The organism is Salmonella sp. JXY0409-18, assembly GCF_020268625.1.
In the GTDB taxonomy this organism is placed as follows: Bacteria; Pseudomonadota; Gammaproteobacteria; order Enterobacterales; family Enterobacteriaceae; genus Salmonella; species Salmonella enterica.
The window spans coordinates 3,097,632-3,116,754 of record NZ_CP084216.1; the positions used below are offsets into that span (position 1 = coordinate 3,097,632).

The 19,123-nt window shown below is 49.0% G+C and carries 16 protein-coding genes; 2 read left to right on the forward strand and 14 right to left on the reverse strand.

From position 1 onward, the window contains the following. Positions 1-44: 44 nt before the first annotated feature. The 9 genes from sucD to LDB27_RS15260 all read right to left on the reverse strand — a co-directional run bounded on the left by sucD (position 45) and on the right by LDB27_RS15260 (position 10,653). Positions 45-914, reverse strand: coding sequence for a succinate--CoA ligase subunit alpha (sucD, locus tag LDB27_RS15220; protein WP_000114631.1), 870 nt, complete (start codon positions 912-914; stop codon positions 45-47). Continuing rightward, complete coding sequence (gene sucC / locus LDB27_RS15225; RefSeq protein WP_001048590.1) at positions 914-2,080, reverse strand: ADP-forming succinate--CoA ligase subunit beta; 1,167 nt, start codon at positions 2,078-2,080, stop codon at positions 914-916. The genes sucD and sucC overlap by 1 nt, the downstream gene beginning before the upstream one ends. 141 nt (positions 2,081-2,221) lie before the next feature. Continuing rightward, entirely contained in the window at positions 2,222-3,430 is a 1,209-nt protein-coding gene (gene odhB / locus LDB27_RS15230) for a 2-oxoglutarate dehydrogenase complex dihydrolipoyllysine-residue succinyltransferase (protein ID WP_000099858.1), read from the reverse strand. Positions 3,431-3,444: 14 nt separating this feature from the next. Next, entirely contained in the window at positions 3,445-6,246 is a 2,802-nt protein-coding gene (sucA, locus tag LDB27_RS15235; protein WP_001181500.1) for a 2-oxoglutarate dehydrogenase E1 component, read from the reverse strand. A gap of 523 nt (positions 6,247-6,769) precedes the next feature. After that, positions 6,770-7,486: a succinate dehydrogenase iron-sulfur subunit SdhB gene (gene sdhB / locus LDB27_RS15240; RefSeq protein ID WP_001537859.1), complete on the reverse strand. Its 717-nt coding sequence runs from the start codon at positions 7,484-7,486 to the stop codon at positions 6,770-6,772. Between the two features lie 16 nt (positions 7,487-7,502). Beyond that, positions 7,503-9,269, reverse strand: a complete 1,767-nt coding sequence (gene sdhA, locus LDB27_RS15245) for a succinate dehydrogenase flavoprotein subunit (RefSeq protein WP_000775561.1) — start codon at positions 9,267-9,269, stop codon at positions 7,503-7,505. After that, positions 9,269-9,616, reverse strand: coding sequence for a succinate dehydrogenase membrane anchor subunit (sdhD, locus tag LDB27_RS15250; protein WP_000254356.1), 348 nt, complete (start codon positions 9,614-9,616; stop codon positions 9,269-9,271). Before sdhD ends, sdhA begins: the two co-directional genes overlap by 1 nt. Beyond that, positions 9,610-10,014 (reverse strand): succinate dehydrogenase cytochrome b556 subunit, encoded by a 405-nt coding sequence (gene sdhC, locus LDB27_RS15255; RefSeq protein WP_000263340.1) that lies wholly within the window; start codon positions 10,012-10,014, stop codon positions 9,610-9,612. The genes sdhD and sdhC overlap by 7 nt, the downstream gene beginning before the upstream one ends. Positions 10,015-10,407: 393 nt before the next feature. Then, entirely contained in the window at positions 10,408-10,653 is a 246-nt protein-coding gene (locus tag LDB27_RS15260) for a hypothetical protein (protein ID WP_001539488.1), read from the reverse strand. 100 nt (positions 10,654-10,753) lie between these two features. Between LDB27_RS15260 and LDB27_RS15265 the strand changes: the two genes are divergently transcribed. After that, positions 10,754-12,037, forward strand: coding sequence for a citrate synthase (locus tag LDB27_RS15265; RefSeq protein ID WP_000785811.1), 1,284 nt, complete (start codon positions 10,754-10,756; stop codon positions 12,035-12,037). Between the two features lie 136 nt (positions 12,038-12,173). Then, the gene (locus LDB27_RS15270) at positions 12,174-13,220 is read left to right on the forward strand and encodes an AbrB family transcriptional regulator (RefSeq protein WP_001122054.1); all 1,047 of its coding nucleotides are present in this window, start codon (positions 12,174-12,176) and stop codon (positions 13,218-13,220) included. A 54-nt stretch (positions 13,221-13,274) separates the two neighbouring features. On the opposite strand, the gene nei is transcribed toward LDB27_RS15270, so the two are convergent. The 5 genes from nei to LDB27_RS15295 all read right to left on the reverse strand — a co-directional run bounded on the left by nei (position 13,275) and on the right by LDB27_RS15295 (position 19,077). Then, positions 13,275-14,066, reverse strand: coding sequence for an endonuclease VIII (nei, locus tag LDB27_RS15275; RefSeq protein WP_001113961.1), 792 nt, complete (start codon positions 14,064-14,066; stop codon positions 13,275-13,277). Positions 14,067-14,114: 48 nt separating this feature from the next. Further along, complete coding sequence (locus LDB27_RS15280) at positions 14,115-14,252, reverse strand: hypothetical protein (protein WP_001519950.1); 138 nt, start codon at positions 14,250-14,252, stop codon at positions 14,115-14,117. Positions 14,253-14,319: 67 nt separating this feature from the next. Continuing rightward, on the reverse strand, positions 14,320-16,215 hold the full coding sequence (locus LDB27_RS15285) for an HAD family hydrolase (protein ID WP_077906419.1): 1,896 nt from the start codon (positions 16,213-16,215) through the stop codon (positions 14,320-14,322). 57 nt (positions 16,216-16,272) lie between these two features. Continuing rightward, positions 16,273-17,106: a glycosyltransferase family A protein gene (locus LDB27_RS15290; protein WP_023207388.1), complete on the reverse strand. Its 834-nt coding sequence runs from the start codon at positions 17,104-17,106 to the stop codon at positions 16,273-16,275. 192 nt (positions 17,107-17,298) lie between these two features. Continuing rightward, positions 17,299-19,077 carry a glycosyltransferase gene (locus LDB27_RS15295; RefSeq protein WP_000273738.1) on the reverse strand — a complete coding sequence of 593 codons (1,779 nt, stop codon included), beginning with the start codon at positions 19,075-19,077 and terminating at the stop codon, positions 17,299-17,301. Between the last annotated feature and the right edge of the window lie 46 nt (positions 19,078-19,123).

Consider the following 19,123-nt stretch of genomic DNA (forward strand, 5'->3'; position numbering starts at 1 on the left):
GTCGAAAACGGACATTTATCTGTTCCCGCAGGAACAGCGAGTTTTTATTTTATAATTGCTTTCAGCGCTTCGCCGATATCGGCCAGGCTGCGAACCGTCTTCACGCCAGCCGCTTCCAGAGCAGCGAATTTCTCATCAGCGGTACCTTTACCACCGGCAATGATGGCGCCAGCGTGGCCCATACGTTTGCCTTTCGGCGCGGTAACGCCCGCGATATAGCCAACAACCGGCTTGGTCACGTGGTCTTTAATATAAGCCGCCGCTTCTTCTTCCGCGCTGCCGCCGATCTCGCCGATCATCACGATCGCTTCAGTCTGCGGATCTTCCTGGAACAGCTTCAGGATATCGATGAAGTTAGAGCCCGGAATCGGGTCGCCGCCGATACCCACACAGGTGGACTGGCCGAAACCGTAGTCGGTGGTCTGCTTAACCGCTTCATAGGTCAGCGTGCCGGAACGGGAAACGATACCCACTTTACCCGGCTTATGAATGTGACCCGGCATGATGCCGATTTTGCATTCGCCCGGGGTGATCACACCTGGGCAGTTCGGGCCGATCATGCGTACGCCCGCTTCGTCCAGCTTCACTTTCACGGTCAGCATATCCAGCGTCGGAATACCTTCGGTGATGGTGATAATCAGTTTGATGCCTGCGTCGATCGCTTCCAGAATGGAGTCTTTGCAGAACGGCGCCGGCACGTAGATAACGGATGCGGTCGCACCGGTAGCTTCTACCGCTTCGCGCACGGTGTTGAACACCGGCAGACCCAGATGCGTGGTGCCGCCTTTGCCCGGCGTTACGCCGCCGACCATCTGCGTACCGTAAGCAATCGCCTGTTCGGAGTGGAAAGTCCCCTGGCTACCGGTGAAGCCCTGGCAGATAACCTTGGTATCTTTATTAATTAAAACGGACATTATTTCCCCTCCACTGCGGCAACAACCTGCTGAGCTGCATCCGTCAGACTTTTCGCTGCAATAATATTCAGGCCACTGTCAGCCAGTTTCTTCGCGCCGAGTTCAGCGTTGTTGCCTTCCAGACGCACCACCACCGGAACGTTAACGCCCACTTCTTCCACCGCGCCGATGATACCGTCGGCAATCAGGTCACAACGGACGATACCGCCGAAGATGTTAACCAGAACCGCTTTCACGTTGTCATCCGAGAGGATGATTTTAAACGCTTCGGTGACGCGCTCTTTGGTTGCGCCGCCGCCCACGTCAAGGAAGTTAGCCGGTTCGCCGCCATGCAGCTTAACGATGTCCATGGTGCCCATCGCCAGGCCCGCGCCGTTCACCATGCAACCGATGTTGCCGTCCAGCGCGACGTAGTTCAGTTCCCACTGCGCCGCCTGCGCTTCACGCGGATCTTCCTGAGACTGGTCACGCATTTCACGCAGATCCGGCTGGCGGAACAGCGCGTTGCCGTCAGCGCCCAGCTTGCCGTCGAGGCAAATCAGATCGCCCTGCTTAGTGATCACCAGCGGATTAATTTCGATTAGCGCCAGGTCGCGCTCAAGGAAAATGGTTGCCAGGCCCATAAAGATTTTGGTGAACTGCTGCACCAGTTTACCTTCCAGACCCAGTTTGAACGCCAGTTCCCGTCCCTGATACGGCATCGGGCCGGTCAGCGGATCGAGCGCGACTTTATGGATCAGATGCGGGGTTTCCTCCGCAACTTTTTCGATCTCTACGCCACCTTCGGTAGACGCCATAAAGACCACGCGACGAGAACTACGGTCAACCACCGCGCCGAGGTACAGTTCTTTGCCGATGTCGGTCGCCGCTTCAACCAGAATCTGGTTTACCGGTTGGCCATTAGCGTCTGTTTGGTAGGTCACCAGACGTTTGCCCAGCCAGTTTTCCGCAAAGGCGCGAATCTCTTCTTTGCTTTTTACTACCTTCACACCGCCCGCTTTGCCGCGGCCGCCAGCGTGAACCTGACATTTCACTACCCACGGGCCGGCACCGATTTTAGACGCGGCTTCTTCGGCTTCACGCGGAGTAGTACAGGCATAACCCACCGGCGCCGGTAAGCCATAGCGGGCAAAAAGTTGTTTTGCCTGATATTCATGTAAGTTCATGTGTTCTGTCCATCCTTCAGGTAATCGTTATCTTTAGACCTGTAGGCCTGAAAGCTGCGCGCCATCAGGCATTACACCATCGCCGGATGGCGGCGTGAACGCCTTGTCCGGCCTACAGGTAGCAGGTGATGCTCTTGCTGACTACACGTCCAACAGCAGACGGGTCGGATCTTCCAGCAACTCTTTGATGGTGACCAGGAAGCCCACGGATTCGCGACCATCGATCAGGCGATGATCGTAAGAGAGCGCCAGGTACATCATCGGCAGGATTTCTACCTTGCCATCCACCGCCATCGGCCTGTCTTTAATAGCATGCATTCCCAGAATCGCGCTCTGCGGCGGGTTGATGATCGGGGTAGACATCAGCGAACCGAATACGCCGCCGTTGGTAATGGTAAAGTTACCGCCGGTCAGGTCTTCTACGGTCAGCTTGCCGTCGCGGCCTTTGACAGCCAGTTCTTTAATTTTTTTCTCAATGTCAGCCATGCCCAGCGTATCCACGTCACGCAGGACCGGCGTGACCAGGCCGCGCGGCGTAGACACCGCCATGCTCACATCAAAGTAGTTGTGATACACCACGTCATCGCCGTCGATAGAGGCGTTCACTTCCGGATAACGCTTCAGCGCTTCCACTACCGCTTTCACGTAGAAGGACATAAAGCCCAGGCGGATACCATGACGTTTTTCAAACACTTCGCCATACTGCTTACGCAAATCCATAATCGGCTTCATGTTGACTTCATTGAAGGTCGTCAGCATGGCGGTGGAATTTTTCGCTTCCAGCAGACGCTCGGCCACGCGCTTACGCAGGCGGGTCATTGGCACGCGTTTTTCGCCGCGCGCGCCCAGAGCGGGTTGTGCTGCAGGTTCAACAGCGGGTGCTTTAGACTCGCCTTTCGCCAGATGTTTTTCCACATCTTCACGGGTCAGACGCCCACCCACACCAGTGCCTTTAATGGCGCTGGCTTCCAGATTGTGTTCAGCCAGCAGGCGACGGATCGCCGGGCTGAGCGCATCGTTGTTTTGTTCTTCCAGCGACGCCTGCTGGCGCTGTGCCGGCGTAGACGCTTTCTCTTCAGATTTCGCGCTGGTCTCTTTACCCGCGCTGTTGCCTTCACGCAGGCGACCCAGGATCTGGCGAGAGGTGACAGTGGTCCCCTCCTCTTCCAGAACCGCATCCAGAATGCCGTCCGCTGATGCCGGTACTTCCAGTACCACTTTGTCAGTTTCGATTTCTACCAGCACTTCGTCACGAACAACCGCATCACCCGGTTTTTTATGCCAGGTGGCGACGGTCGCGTCCGCTACGGACTCAGGCAGGTCGGGAACAAGAATATCTACGCTACTCATTATTTATCCTTTATTTAATCGACGTTCAGCGCGTCATTAACCAGATCTTGTTGCTGTTTCTGGTGAACGGACATATACCCTACCGCCGGAGAGGCGGAGGCCGGGCGACCTGCATAACGCAGAGCGGCCCCAAACGGAATCACTTCACGGAAATGATGCTGACTGCAGTACCATGCGCCCTGGTTGAGCGGCTCTTCCTGGCACCAGACAAAATCATGGACGTGAGCGTATGGTTGCAGCGCTTCCTGCACCGCTTTATGCGGGAACGGATAGAGCTGTTCGATGCGCACGATAGCGACATCTTTCTGGTCGTTTTTGCGACGTTGTTCCAGCAGGTCGTAATAAACCTTACCAGAACACATTACCACGCGTTTTACGGCTTTAGGGTCCAGCTCGTCAATTTCGCCAATGGCCGGCTGGAAGGAACCGTTCGCCAGTTCATCAAGCGTGGAAACCGCCAGCGGGTGACGCAGCAGCGATTTCGGCGACATCACCACCAGCGGACGACGCATCCCGCGCAGCGCCTGACGGCGCAGCATATGGTAGACCTGCGCCGGGGTGGACGGCACGCAAACCTGCATATTCTGCTCGGCGCAAAGTTGCAGATAACGTTCCAGACGCGCGGAGGAGTGCTCCGGGCCCTGCCCTTCATAGCCGTGCGGCAACAGCATCACCAGACCGCACATCCGGCCCCATTTCTGCTCTCCGGAGGAGATGAACTGGTCAATCACCACCTGCGCGCCGTTGGCAAAATCGCCAAACTGCGCTTCCCAGATAGTCAGGGTACGTGGTTCCGCCGTGGCATAACCGTATTCAAAAGCCAGCACCGCTTCTTCAGACAGCACGGAGTCCCAGACTTTAAACTGTCCCTGACCGCTGTGAATATGCTGCAACGGCGTATACGTTGAGCCGTTCGTCTGGTTGTGGATCACCGCATGACGATGGAAGAAGGTGCCGCGACCGGAGTCTTCCCCGGACAGGCGCACCGGAATGCCTTCATCGACCAGCGTGGCGTAAGCCAGATTTTCCGCGCCGCCCCAGTCAAACAATTTCTCGCCTGCCGCCATTGCCTGACGGTCGCCATAAATTTTCGCCACGCGAGACTGCATTTCAATGGCTTCCGGCACGGTGCTGATACGTTTTGCCAGCTCCTGCAGACGCTTCATTTCTACCTTGTTCGGGTATGCTTCATCCCATTCGTGGTTTAGATACGGCGACCAGGTGAACGAGTGCATATTCATCGGACGCCACTCTTTCACCACGCATTCGCCTGCATCCAGCGCATCGCGATAGAGGTTGACCATTTCGGTGGCATCTTCCAGCGTTGCGACCTTATCAGCTTCCAGTTTGTCGGCGTAGATTTTACGCGGCGTCGGATGCTTTTTGATTTTCTGGTACATCAGCGGCTGGGTTGCGCTTGGCTCGTCGGCTTCGTTGTGGCCGTGACGGCGGTAGCACACCAGATCGATGAACACATCGCGTTTAAAGGTATTACGGAAGTCCAGCGCCAGACGGGTCACAAAAGCGACGGCTTCCGGATCGTCCGCATTGACGTGGAAAATCGGCGCCTGGACCATTTTACCGATATCGGTGCAGTAAGGCGTTGAACGCGCATCCAGTGGGTTAGAGGTGGTGAAACCCACCTGGTTGTTGATAACGATACGTACCGTACCGCCCACTTCGTAACCGCGCGCTTTCGACATGTTCAGGGTTTCCTGAACCACGCCCTGGCCGGTCACCGCGGCGTCGCCGTGAATAGTGATCGGCAACACTTTGTTGCTGCTCGGTTCGTCCAGTCTGTCCAGACGGGCGCGCACGGAACCCATCACCACCGGGCTCACAATTTCCAGATGCGATGGGTTAAACGCCAGCGCCAGGTGAACCAGACCGCCTTCGGTTTCGATATCTGACGAGAAGCCCATGTGATACTTCACGTCGCCAGTACCCAGATGTTCTTTATGCTTACCGGCAAATTCGTCGAACAGATCCTGCGGTTTTTTACCCAGTACGTTGATCAGCACGTTCAGGCGACCGCGGTGCGCCATCCCCAGCACCACTTCGCGAGTGCCACTGTTACCCGCATGGCGAACCATCTCTTTCAGCATGGGTATCAGCGCATCTCCCCCCTCGAGCGAGAAACGTTTCGCACCGGGGAATTTGGCACCCAGATAACGTTCCAACCCTTCAGCGGCGGTCAGTTCGTTCAGGAAGCGTTTTTTCTCGTCAGCGCTAAAGGCCGCACGACCGGATTCGATGCGCTGTTGGATCCAGCGTTTCTCTTCGGTGCTGGTGATGTGCATATACTCAGCGCCAATCGGGCCGCAGTAGGTCTGTTTGAGCGCGTCGAGCAGCTCGCCCAGCTTCATCGTCTCTTTGCCGCTGGCAAAGGAGCCGACATTGAAGGTTTCCTGGAAATCGGCCTCGGTCAAATCATGGAAAGAAGGATCCAGATCCGCCACGCGTTCTTGCTTCCACAGTCCCAGCGGATCGAGGTTTGCATGCTGATGGCCACGGAAACGATAAGCGTTGATAAGCTGCAGGACTTTAACCTGCTTCACATTGGTGTCAGGGTCGGAAATCGTAGAAGAGTGACGTGAGCCAGCCAACGCCTGCCGCCGGAAATATTCACGTGTTTTTGAATGGAGTTGATCCGGTTTGACTCCGGTACCAGGTAACTGCTGGAACGTCAAACGCCAGTTAGCGTCTACCGAGTCAGGATCGGTTAAGAAGTCTTCATAGAGCTGTTCTATCCAGCTCTGATTCGAACCAGAGAGGTAAGAAGAGTCCAACCAGGCTTTCAAAGCGCTGTTCTGCATCGTGATCCCTTAAGCATCTTTTCTGCTTATTTAATACTCTAAATAGGTCACGTTTCAGGAAGGCGGCAAGCTTGCGAATCCCTGGGAGCTTACATCCAGTAAGTGACCGGGGTGAGCAAGTGCAGCCAACGCACATGCAACGTGATCTATGACGAGTATTTCGCCGTGGATACTAACCACGCATACGCTGTATGCGTGCCGGGGTTCACTTGTTGCGGACTGTCGTGTCATCTGCGTCCGCTAAGGAACCTTTAAAAACTGTCTAATAATCTTCGCTGTTCAGGCTACGACTGCGTTGCGGCCTTCGCTCACTCCGGTCACATAGTTAACTATGCTCCCGAAGATTCGTTCAGACCGCGCCTTGTCTCGCTCTGAACATCTCGATTATTACTAATCATATGGCAGTTTTTAGAGGTTTCCTGCACTTCTATTGCCTGATGGCGCTGCGCTTATCAGGCCTACGGGATTGCGCCTGTAGGCCGGATAAGACGGTACGTCGCCATCCGGCAACCACTACAACTACTTACGCACTACGCTGCAACAGCATCGACTTAATATGGCCGATAGCGCGCGTCGGGTTCAGTCCCTTAGGACATACACTGACGCAGTTCATAATGCTGTGACAGCGGAATACGCTGAATGCATCGCTCATCCCTTCCAGACGACTATCGGTCTCGGTATCACGGCTATCGATCAGGAAGCGATACGCCGCGAGCAGACCCGCCGGACCGATAAACTTATCCGGGTTCCACCAGAATGACGGGCAGGATGTTGAGCAACAGGCGCAAAGAATACATTCATACAGCCCATCGAGTTTTTCACGCTGCTCCGGCATCTGCAGATGCTCACGAGCCGGTGGATTTTGCCCATTATTCAATAAGTAAGGCTTAATCTTCTCATATTGTGCGTAGAATTGCCCCATGTCTACCACCAAATCGCGGATCACCGGCAAACCGGGCAGCGGGCGAATCACAATCTTCTTACCCGGCTGAGTCAGCGCCGAAATAGGGGTAATACAGGCCAGACCATTCTTACCGTTCATATTCAAACCATCAGAACCACACACACCTTCGCGGCAGGAACGGCGGAAAGAAAGGCTTGGATCTTTTTCTTTAAGCTGGATTAACGCATCCAGCAGCATCATGTCACGCCCTTCTTCGCCTTCCAGGGTGTAGTCCTGCATACGCGGAGCGTTATCGACATCCGGGTTATAACGATAAATCGAAAATTCGAGTTTCATCATCCTGTCTCCGCAATTAATAAGTACGAATCTTCGGCGGGAACGCCGGACGCAGTTTCGGTTCCATATTGACGCTTCGGCGCGTCATGGATTCCGTTTGCGGCTGATACAGGGTATGACACAACCAGTTGGCATCATCACGCTCCGGGAAATCGAAGCGGCTATGCGCACCGCGGCTTTCCGTCCGGAAGTTGGCTGATACGGCAGTGGCGTAGGCAGTTTCCATCAGGTTATCCAGCTCCAGACACTCAACACGCTGGGTATTAAACTCGCTGGACGTGTCATCCAGACGGGCGTTTTTCAGACGCTCGCGGATCACTTTCAACTGCTCAAGCCCTTTCGCCATCGCGTCGCCTTCACGGAATACGGAGAAGTTATGCTGCATACACTCCTGCAACGCTTTGCGGATAGCCACCGGATCTTCGCCATTGCGGTTATTGTTCCAGCGATTCAGGCGCTCCAGAGAACCTTCAACGTCAGACTCGCTGGCGTCGCGCAGCACGCCCTGCTCGGCGATGGATTCCTGTAAATGCAGCCCCGCCGCACGGCCAAAGACCACCAGATCCAGCAGTGAGTTACCGCCCAGACGGTTGGCGCCGTGAACCGATACACAGGCGATTTCGCCTACCGCAAACAGCCCCGGAATCACCACATCTTCGCCCTGCTCGTTCACGGTCAGCGCCTGACCGGTCACTTTAGTCGGAATACCGCCCATCATGTAGTGGCAGGTCGGGATAACCGGAATCGGCTCTTTCACCGGATCGACGTGAGCGAAAGTGCGGGACAGCTCCAGGATACCCGGCAGGCGAGATTCCAGCACCTCTTTACCCAGATGATCCAGTTTCAGTTTAGCGTGCGGCCCCCACGGACCATCACAGCCGCGGCCTTCACGGATTTCGATCATGATGGAACGCGCCACCACGTCACGACCCGCCAGGTCTTTGGCGTTCGGCGCATAACGCTCCATAAAGCGCTCGCCGTGTTTGTTCAGCAGGTAACCGCCTTCGCCGCGGCAGCCTTCTGTCACCAGCACGCCCGCCCCGGCGATACCGGTCGGGTGGAACTGCCACATTTCCATGTCCTGCACCGGGACACCGGCACGCAGCGCCATACCGACACCATCACCAGTATTGATATGAGCGTTGGTGGTGGACTGGTAGATACGGCCTGCGCCGCCGGTCGCCAGCACCGTCGCGCGGGCTTTGAAGTACACCACTTCACCGGTTTCGATGCACAGTGCGGTACACCCCACCACCGCGCCATCCTGGTTTTTCACCAGATCCAGCGCATACCATTCGGAGAAAATCGTGGTGTGGTTTTTCAAATTCTGTTGATACAGCGTGTGCAGCAAGGCGTGACCGGTACGGTCAGCCGCTGCCGCGGTACGTGCCGCCTGCTCGCCGCCAAAGTTTTTCGACTGGCCGCCGAACGGGCGCTGATAGATACGTCCATCATCAAGACGGGAGAACGGTAGCCCCATGTGCTCCAGTTCCAGAATCGCTTCCGGTCCGGTCTTACACATATATTCGATGGCATCCTGGTCACCAATGTAGTCCGACCCTTTTACGGTGTCGTACATGTGCCATTCCCAGTTATCTTCATGGGTATTGCCGAGCGCCACGGTGATACCGCCCTGCGCGGAAACGGTATGGGAACGGGTCGGGAAGACTTTCGAGAGCAGCGCACAGGTTTGGCCGCTTTGGGAAATTTGCAGCGCCGCGCGCATACCTGCGCCACCGGCACCAATCACAACAGCATCAAATTCTCTGACTGGCAGTTTCATTACACACCCCACACCACAACAAATCCATAGATGACGTAAACCACCAGCGCAACAACAATAACGAGTTGCAGTATCAGACGCACTGCTAGTGGTTTAACGTAGTCGGTTAACACCTGCCACATGCCGATCCAGGCATGAATCAAGATGGAAAAAAGCGCCAGCAGGGTGAAGACTTTGGTGAAGGCCGATGAGAAGAAACCGGTCCAGGCTTCAAAGGTCAGTTCGCCGCTCGTGGCGAAAAAACCCACCATGTAGATGATGTATAACGTCAGAACGATAGCGGTAGCACGGACCAGGATGAAGTCATGTACGCCATTGCGTCCTAATGCGGAGGCGTTGCTTACCATACGAGGACTCCTGCGAGAAGTGAAAGCACGACAGTGATAACAAAAGAGATTTTGGCAGAGCGTTGACCCGCTTCGAATGTTTCTTCCAGATAGCCAAAATCCATTAACATGTGACGAATTCCCACGATGACGTGATACGCCAGCGCGGTAAGGATGCCCCACATGATAAATTTAACGATGAAGCCGTCCATAATGTCGGCGGCCTGCTGGAATCCTTCCGGAGAAGAGAGGCTGGTGCCCAGTAGCCACAGTAGTATGCCGACTGCGATGAAAGTAATCACACCGGATACGCGATGGAGAATGGACGCTATCGCTGTGATGGGGAACCGAATCGTTTGTAGATCCAGATTGACAGGTCTTTGTTTTTTCACATTTCTTATCATGAATAACGCCCACATGCTGTTCTTATTATTCCCTTAAGACTTCGGTTACAGAGGTGAATCTACCTGTAGCCAGAAAGACGACGGGATTTCCTTCCTCCGGTCTGCGTGCGGGTCAGACAGCGTCCTTTCTATAACTGCGCGTCATGTAAAACACTGCTTCCAGTAGCTAAAACGACACGTTACAACGCTGGGTGGCTCGGGATTGCAGGGTATTCCGGAGACCTGGCGGCAGTATAGGACGTTCACAAAATCATTACAATTAACCTACATATAGTTTGTCAGGTTTTATCCTGAACAGTGACACAGGTCACGATAACAACATTTTTTTAATTTTCAATCATCTGATTTGACAAACATTAAACAAAATTGTTACAAACGACACCAGAAAAAGCATATAATGCGTAAAAGTTATGGGGTCACTCTTTCACCTGTTAATAAGTTATGCAACAGTACAATGATATTGACCCATTCTTTCAGGACAGTTATTAGTGATAGACAGGTTACATTACTCGGATTGCTACGTTCCTGATTTGCTGCTAATTCGAAATTAATCAAGCCGTTACCTGCAAGCGCCCATTGCTCTGTACCCAGGTCATCCCCTCTTTCACAGAGCGGCGAGCCAAATAACAAACTGGTAACGGTTGATTGATGCATACACAGAATCTTCCCTGCACTAACGACAAGGAAGATGACGTGGAGAAGGCAAGTCTGAGTTCCGGCAGTCTTAAGCAATAAGGCGCTAAGGAGACCGTAAATGGCTGATACAAAGGCAAAAATCACCCTTACTGGTGACACTGCTATTGAACTGGATGTGCTAAAAGGTACACTCGGTCAAGATGTTATTGATATTCGTAGTCTCGGTTCAAAAGGAGTTTTTACTTTTGACCCTGGTTTCACCTCTACCGCATCCTGCGAATCTAAAATCACCTTCATCGACGGCGACGAAGGCATTTTGTTGCATCGCGGTTTCCCGATTGACCAGCTTGCTACCGATTCCAACTATCTGGAAGTCTGTTACATCCTGCTGTACGGCGAAAAACCGACGCAGGAAGAGTATGACGAGTTCAGAACGACAGTCACCCGCCATACGATGATCCATGAGCAAATCACTCGCCTGTTCCATGCTTTCCGTCGCGACTCACATCCGATGGCGGTAATGTGCGGGATCACTGGCGCGCTGGCGGCGTTCTACCACGACTCGCTGGATGTGAACAATCCGCGCCACCGTGAAATCGCGGCGTTCCGCCTGCTGTCCAAAATGCCGACCATGGCGGCGATGTGTTACAAATATTCCATCGGTCAGCCGTTTGTTTATCCGCGCAACGACCTTTCCTACGCCGGTAACTTCCTGAACATGATGTTCTCCACGCCGTGTGAAACCTATGAAGTGAATCCGGTACTGGAGCGCGCGATGGACCGTATTCTGATCCTGCACGCTGACCATGAGCAGAACGCCTCTACGTCAACGGTACGTACCGCAGGTTCAAGCGGCGCCAACCCGTTCGCCTGCATTGCCGCCGGGATCGCCTCCCTGTGGGGACCCGCGCACGGCGGCGCCAACGAAGCCGCGCTGAAAATGCTGGAAGAAATCAGCTCTGTTAAACACATTCCGGAATTTGTTCGCCGTGCGAAAGACAAGAATGATTCTTTCCGCCTGATGGGCTTCGGTCACCGTGTTTACAAAAACTACGATCCGCGCGCCACCGTGATGCGTGAAACCTGCCATGAAGTGCTGAAAGAGCTGGGCACCAAAGACGATCTGCTGGAAGTGGCGATGGAGCTTGAGCACATTGCGCTCAACGACCCGTACTTCATCGAGAAGAAACTGTACCCGAACGTAGACTTCTACTCCGGCATCATTCTGAAAGCGATGGGCATTCCGTCCTCCATGTTCACCGTGATCTTCGCCATGGCGCGTACCGTTGGCTGGATTGCACACTGGAATGAAATGCACACTGACGGCATGAAAATCGCCCGTCCTCGTCAGCTGTATACCGGCTACGATAAACGCGACTTTAAATCGGCGCTGAAGCGTTAATTGACAACCGGATGGCGACGCAACCCTCGCCATCCGTTACATTTTCCCTTTTTTCTTATCCTCATTATTTTATTCTTACCCCGTTACTCTCTATGATTAATTAAGGTTTCGCTAAATATCATTCAGGGAGCATGGAATGCCGATTCTGCAGTGGTTTTTGTTGTTCCTGTTATCGCTGCTCATTTCCCTTATTTTTCTCTATCTGCACCTTCCGGCGGCGATGCTGCTCGGTCCAATGATTGCGGGTATCGTGTTGAGTTTGCGAGGTAGTACGCTACAACTTCCGCGCGGTATTTTTCTCGCCGCACAGGCGATTCTCGGCTGTATGATCGCCCAAAATCTAACCGGTTCGATATTGACCACCCTCGCCCTCTACTGGCCGGTCGTGCTTTTAGTGTTGCTGGTGACGCTGCTTTCCAGCGCGATAGTCGGCTGGCTGCTGGTACGCTACAGCTCGCTGCCCGGCAACACCGGCGCATGGGGGTCATCGCCGGGCGGCGCAGCGGCAATGGTAGCGATGGCGCAAGATTACGGGGCGGATATCCGCCTGGTGGCGTTTATGCAGTATCTACGGGTACTGTTTGTGGCTGGCGCGGCGGTGCTGGTGACACGCCTGATACTCGGCGACAGCGCGGCAGCGGTCAGCCAACAGGTGATCTGGTTTCCGCCGCTTAGCGGTAATTTATTGACGACGCTGCTATTAGCGATCGTGGCGGGCATTGCCGGTCGCCTGATGCGTATCCCTTCCGGCACGATGCTGCTCCCCATGTTGGCAGGCGCGCTTCTCCATTCGCAAGGCATCATTGAGATTGAATTACCCGAATGGCTGCTGGCCGTGGCGTATATGGCGATAGGCTGGCGTATTGGGCTGGGTTTTGACAGACAGGTGTTTTTTATGGCGCTGCGGCCATTGCCGCAAATCTTATTGTCAATTTTCGCGCTGATGGCGATTTGCGCCGCGATGGCGTGGGGAATGGCTTACTACATGCAGATTGATTTTATGACGGCTTATCTCGCCACCAGTCCCGGTGGTCTGGATACGGTTGCCGCGATCGCGGCAGGAAGCAGTGCCGATATGGCGCTCATCATGGCAATGCAAACCCTACGACTGTTCAGCATTCTGTTAACTGGGCCAGCAGTGGCCCGTTTTATATCAACCTATGCGCCCAGACAACCTTTGTAGGACTGATAAGCGTCGCGCCATCAGACAATAGCCGCTCGCCGATGGCGGTTCCGGCTATTTCTGGCAATGCGGGCACCAGTAAAACGGTCGTGAGGAAAGTGTTGTTTTTTCAATAATGCCGCCGCACCGCTCGCACGCTTCGCCGTCACGGTGGAAAACCTTAAAGCGAAACAGTGCGCCATGATGCTTGTTTTCATCCGCCTGACCGCGAGTCGTGTAGGACAGGCGCGGAATATCCAACAGCGCGTGAGAAAGCGCATTCAGTTGCGCCTCGTTGAGATCTTTCGCTTTATGCTGTCCGGTTAACCCTACCTGCCAGAGGATTTCAACGCGAAGATAATTCCCCAATCCCGCCAGAAAGGCCTGATCCAGCAACAGCCCGGAAAATTGTCGGTTGCGAAAACGCGGCGACAGCAATCGAGCTTTAACCTCTTCCGGAGTGAGACGCGCGTCCAGCACATCCGGGCCGACTCGCTGTAAAAAAGGGTGCGTCGTGAGCTGGTCTGCTGTCAGCATTTCGATATCAGACGCGCTATAAAGCAGAATAGTTTTATCCGCCGTTTGTAGCCTGACGCGCAATATACGCGTGGTCTGCGGTATTTCACCAGTATCGATCACCCGCCATACGCCATAGAGTTGATTGTGGCTGTAGAGCGTCAGGCCATTTGAAAAGTGGGTCAATAACGCTTTTCCCCGCGTCTCTATCCGGGTAACAATTTGACCGGTAAGCTGCGATTCATACGGTTTTAACTGTGCAAAGGCAAACCAGACATCGGTTAAGGGTTTGCCTTTGATTGCCGCCTCCAGATTATCCGCCGCACGACGAATTTCCGGGCCTTCAGGCATGATAATATCCTTTGTTAACAGTTGATTAATGGACTACACCGCCTCTGACTATCGGGAATGCACATCGAACACCATAATGAACATCCACAGCGGATGGACAAACAGGCGGTGGTATCCAGTGATAATAACATTATCGCAGCACGAGACCACTTCCCCGTCAGGGTTAACATGATCGCGCCAGGGCATAATCGACTCAGCCCTTGTCGGGCGAGCGCCCAATAATGATTGTCTGCCTACCGGAATTAAATGACGCTTAGTTATATTTTGCCCAAAATTTTTTTCTGTTGATCCTTTTAAAGCCTTCTTTCCAATAACTGGCATTCAACTCTTTGATATAATTTTCTCCGGGAAAAAGTTTATCCTTTAAAGGCAGTTTCTTGGCTAGCACGATTCTTTCTGCGTTAGATCCCGCGGACTCTGAATGTGTGAGGGAAGATAAGGCGTCCAGTTGAGCGCTTGAGGGTCTGGCTATCAATTCAAAAAAAGGTTCTGACAATACAACACTACTAAGTGCTGCATAATTTCCTTTTTGTATGAGCGGTTTGACGTACTCAAAAAAAGAAATAATCCCTGATTGCAATCTTGCCGCTTTTTTTAAATACTCAATTTCAGAACCACTGCTATCTTCACGTACAGGAATTATTCCATTATCCGTTTTTTTATAACCAATTGTTGACCCGGTATTGTCAGCCATAGCGAACTCCATTATTTCCACCCCTCCTGATAAGAAAAGATCACATTTGTCGTGGGGATGGCCATAGTTGGTTAGCCAACCAAACATCTTATTATAAATAGATCGGTTATCATTGGCGCCAGCAAAAGTTGCCAAATAAAACCCATGTATTTGTTTTTCTGCCCATTGCGCACCTAAAGAACGAGCAAATACTGATTGAATATTACCCATCCATCCTACATCGATAAGTGCTATATTTTTATAACCTTCACAGGCCGTCTTAAAGTAATCAGCGTAAACCTCCCTGTGCTGAGTATTTTTTAATAAAATATATGGAAATAATTTATTTATAAGCCAGTGAACCTTATGTTCCTCTCCTGAAACAGGAATATATTCCTCGTCAGGAAAGCCAACATGATGTATATCTGAAATATGCTCACTCGCATCTAACCCCGCGATAGCAAGTATCTTTTTAATACTTTTCTTATTCTTACCACCAAAAAGATGCCAAATCCTGTGCATCGGCCAATCAGTCATCCCCACCATATAAGCTGATGCGCGGGATATATATAAATATTCACATTTTACATGTTCTTCTGAAAAATATTCATTATAAATTTTATAGATTAAGTGAGCATCGCGTGCTAAAAAAAGCGCTTTATCAATTTTATGAATCTTTAACTGATTCGCTAACCAGGATACATAACCTAATAATAACGGACCAAATACTTTAAATCCTATCTCATTTAAAGGATCATTTTGATGGAAAGCAGAAACTTGTTTAAGTAATAAAGTCTTACAAATAGATTCACCAATAATATCTTTAGTTTTCCAATGATTAGATACCCCATGATTATACTCTGACCAATCAGCATGGAGAGTATTTATGCCGAGTTTTTTAGCATTCAGAATATCAGCATGAACATTGTCGCCAACATGCATCCATGATGCAATATCTACATTTTCATTTTTCTTGACTATTGAAAATAATTTACCACTATTTTTAGAGTACCGCTCTTCGCCAGATGAATAAACTGGAATGTTACTGATATCATAGCCACATGATGTTAACAACTCCTTTAATATTGCTGATGGAAGGTACATATCACTAATTAAAATGACTTTACAACCATCACTAATAGCCTTTTCAAACAAACAGCTTCCACGCGCATTTTTATATAAAACAATCTTCTCCATTTGTATTTCCAGATCGATTATCTTTTTTACTGTCGCTGGTGAAAGCTGCGGATGCTTTTTTAAAATTTCATCGTATATTTCAGATATAAGTATTTCCGGCTCGCCGCCAAAACGCCTGACCCTATTCTCTCTGGCACTTACTTCCGCCTCAACTCTTATCTCTGGGAAATTATCAATAATACCAATCTCGTACGCTGATATAAAAAATTTCTCAGTGGCTAAAGTTGATTGCATTAATGAAAACAAATCTCTGGGACGGTAAATCCTCCGGCTAACCAATGTATCAAAGATATCAAAGCTTACGGTCTTGTATTTTTTAAAGTTCATATCCATATTTTATTTAATCTTATTTTCAATATAAGAAATTTTATGAAAAAGACTATTGTTAGCAATATTTGAAAGTAACACATTGAGCAATGATGAGTCATCAATACTTCTCATCATTTTATTTTCTGCAATTTTGCATTCTATATCAAATAACTCATTGTTAATTACGGTATAATTGCCAAATTCAAAGTCATCATTTTCTCTGAAATGATAAAATGCCAGTGCTTCAGGTAAGATCCAAACATCATTTTCTGCCAGGTAATGAATAAAAAAAGGCCAGAAAAATGCAGGAGAGGATAATTTATGACTTTCAATCACATCGATAACAGAATTTTTATCGAATAAACACGAGGAAAGTGGAATAGAATTCCTGTAATAAATAACATCAAAACTAACAGGGCCAGCATTTAAATAGTGGTTCCATGGTTGCGTTGAATTTATAATTATTCTATTATTTTCCGCAATCTCAGCAACTTTATTTGTATGGCATGCTATTGCATTTACAGATGAATACATTGACTGTATATTCGCCAAAACACTGAGTAGCCTTGACACATATTCAGGGGCCCAGGAATCGTCATCATCCATAAAGCATAAATAATTAGATTCAGACATCTTAATAGCATTAAAGATACAGTTTTCGTCGTAGATAACACTATATATATTTGACAGTTCTTTCAGATAAAAATCATCCACATTGTGACATTTCAATTCTTCCTCCATGCAGAAAATGATGATATTTATTTTTTTGAACGTCTGGTCATTAATGGATTGCAGGGCCCGCATTAATAGACGAGTACGCCCAGGTTTATGTCGGACAATAACTAAAAGACTCTTTTCCATATTCTGATTTCGCGTTTTACGGTATATATAAAAATTAACACCCTATGAATGAATGCTGACATTGGGTAAGGATTATAATATTTTATTAGACTGACACCAGATAAGGTGTAGCAACAGAACCATACCTAAGATTATCATAGTCATATAATTAAAAAATCGGTATAATTCTCATCAACACCACTTACATCATGTTTAATATTTATCTTCAGATTTTTTATTGAATTTTTTATACCAAAAGAGCTTTGAGGTAAGATAGGGCAAACTATTTTTCATCTCTTTTTTTGCAGATTTAAACCGATAAAAATTTTTGACTGCCGTAAACAAACCATTAATAATAACTTTAAAAAACTCCATTTTTGAGTGGGTAAGTTTTAATAATTTGCCATTTTCTATATTTAAATGATAGATAGTAATTCTCCGGAATGAAAACTTAGTAGGGTGATAATGACGATAATCAACCACGATTGGTTTTTTAATTAAAAAGAAAGCTGGAATTAAGTGTCCATTAAGGGTTATGCATCTAAAAAATTTGTAGATGGCTTTTTCTTTACCAGAACATGGGTAATCAACACAACCATTAACAATATCAATACCTTCTACATTGAATTTTTCATTATGAGTTATTGCATTAATTCTTTTTCTTATCTCCAGAAGATCTACATTATCTTCCCAAAACTCCCGCCCAGAAAGACAATCGTTATATGACATAATCATTGCTCTGGCAAGTTCATAGCGGCATGAAAAACTCGCAAGAAAGACTTCCCGCACAAAGAAAACACTTAACAGTAGTGCAGCAAACTTTCTTTTACTAATTAATGCAGGTACAGCAACAGTCCTGAAGTTCAAATAGCTATTTAGAACCGATATTTTTCTTTCAAAATCCATTTGCCACGAAGCCACACCATTAAGTGTGACAATATTATGTTTTTTATGCATATATCCAAATAGCAGGTCATCACCACGAACAAAGAAAGGAAATGAGTAATATTCAATAGCGTTAATATTAAAGGCAAAAAACCACCATCCACCGTAGCCTATTTTTCTTTCATTATCAAAAGTATCTAAAGAATCTATTTCCCGAGCATCCAGATAATGTTTATCCGGGTAATGTAAAAAATCTCTATGCCATATGGCACCAGATTCATGTATGATTGCCGGGTTATCCTCAAAAAGCATACAGCCAGTAACAACTGTATTTTTGTCTTTAGCCATCAGTAAAAAAGCATGAGTTCGACAAATCGATTCAATTTCACATGAGCCGTCGTCATCCATAAATATGACATGTTTGACATCGTTGATTTTCCCTGCCTCTATCAAACCTCTCATAAACCCGCCTGACCCACCGAGGTTTTCATTATTGATAACCATAACGCCGTTTCCTGACGGGTGATTAATCGCCTCACCATTATTAACGACAATCAATTTAAAACGATCTTTAAATTCGCTCTGGGTTAAGAGTGTTTTATTAATTCTATTGATTGTTTTAGTAACAGCTTCTTTTCTATTATAAGTTGTTATAACTAAAGCCATAGATGATTTACTAACATGATCTTTAGTCAGAAATTCAAATCCATTTAAAACAGAGTCTTCGTCTGATTGCCACTCCACATAGATATATCCAAAATTTATTTTTGATATATCAATTTCAATCTCATCACTAATATTACATGACGATTTAAAATCAATTTGCTTTAATACTCTAATGACACCATTCTCTTTATGCCTTACAGTTATAGTTCCGCGACCAATTATATTAACCCGCAAAAAAAGTGATGTTAAGGTTGTATATTTTTTCCATTTCTTAATTGAGAATGCATTAAAAAAAGTATCAAAATATGCAACCTTATGACGCGGAACAAGTAAGTTACGTGAGGTATAGTTATACTTCCCGCCCTGAGTTCTGAAATAAAGCTGCTCTTCCGTGCATAGATCAATGTTTGGTAAAATTACTTTTTGAAGTAAAAAATACATAACGAACCTATAAATTTATATTATCTGGGGTAACGCTATTATAAAA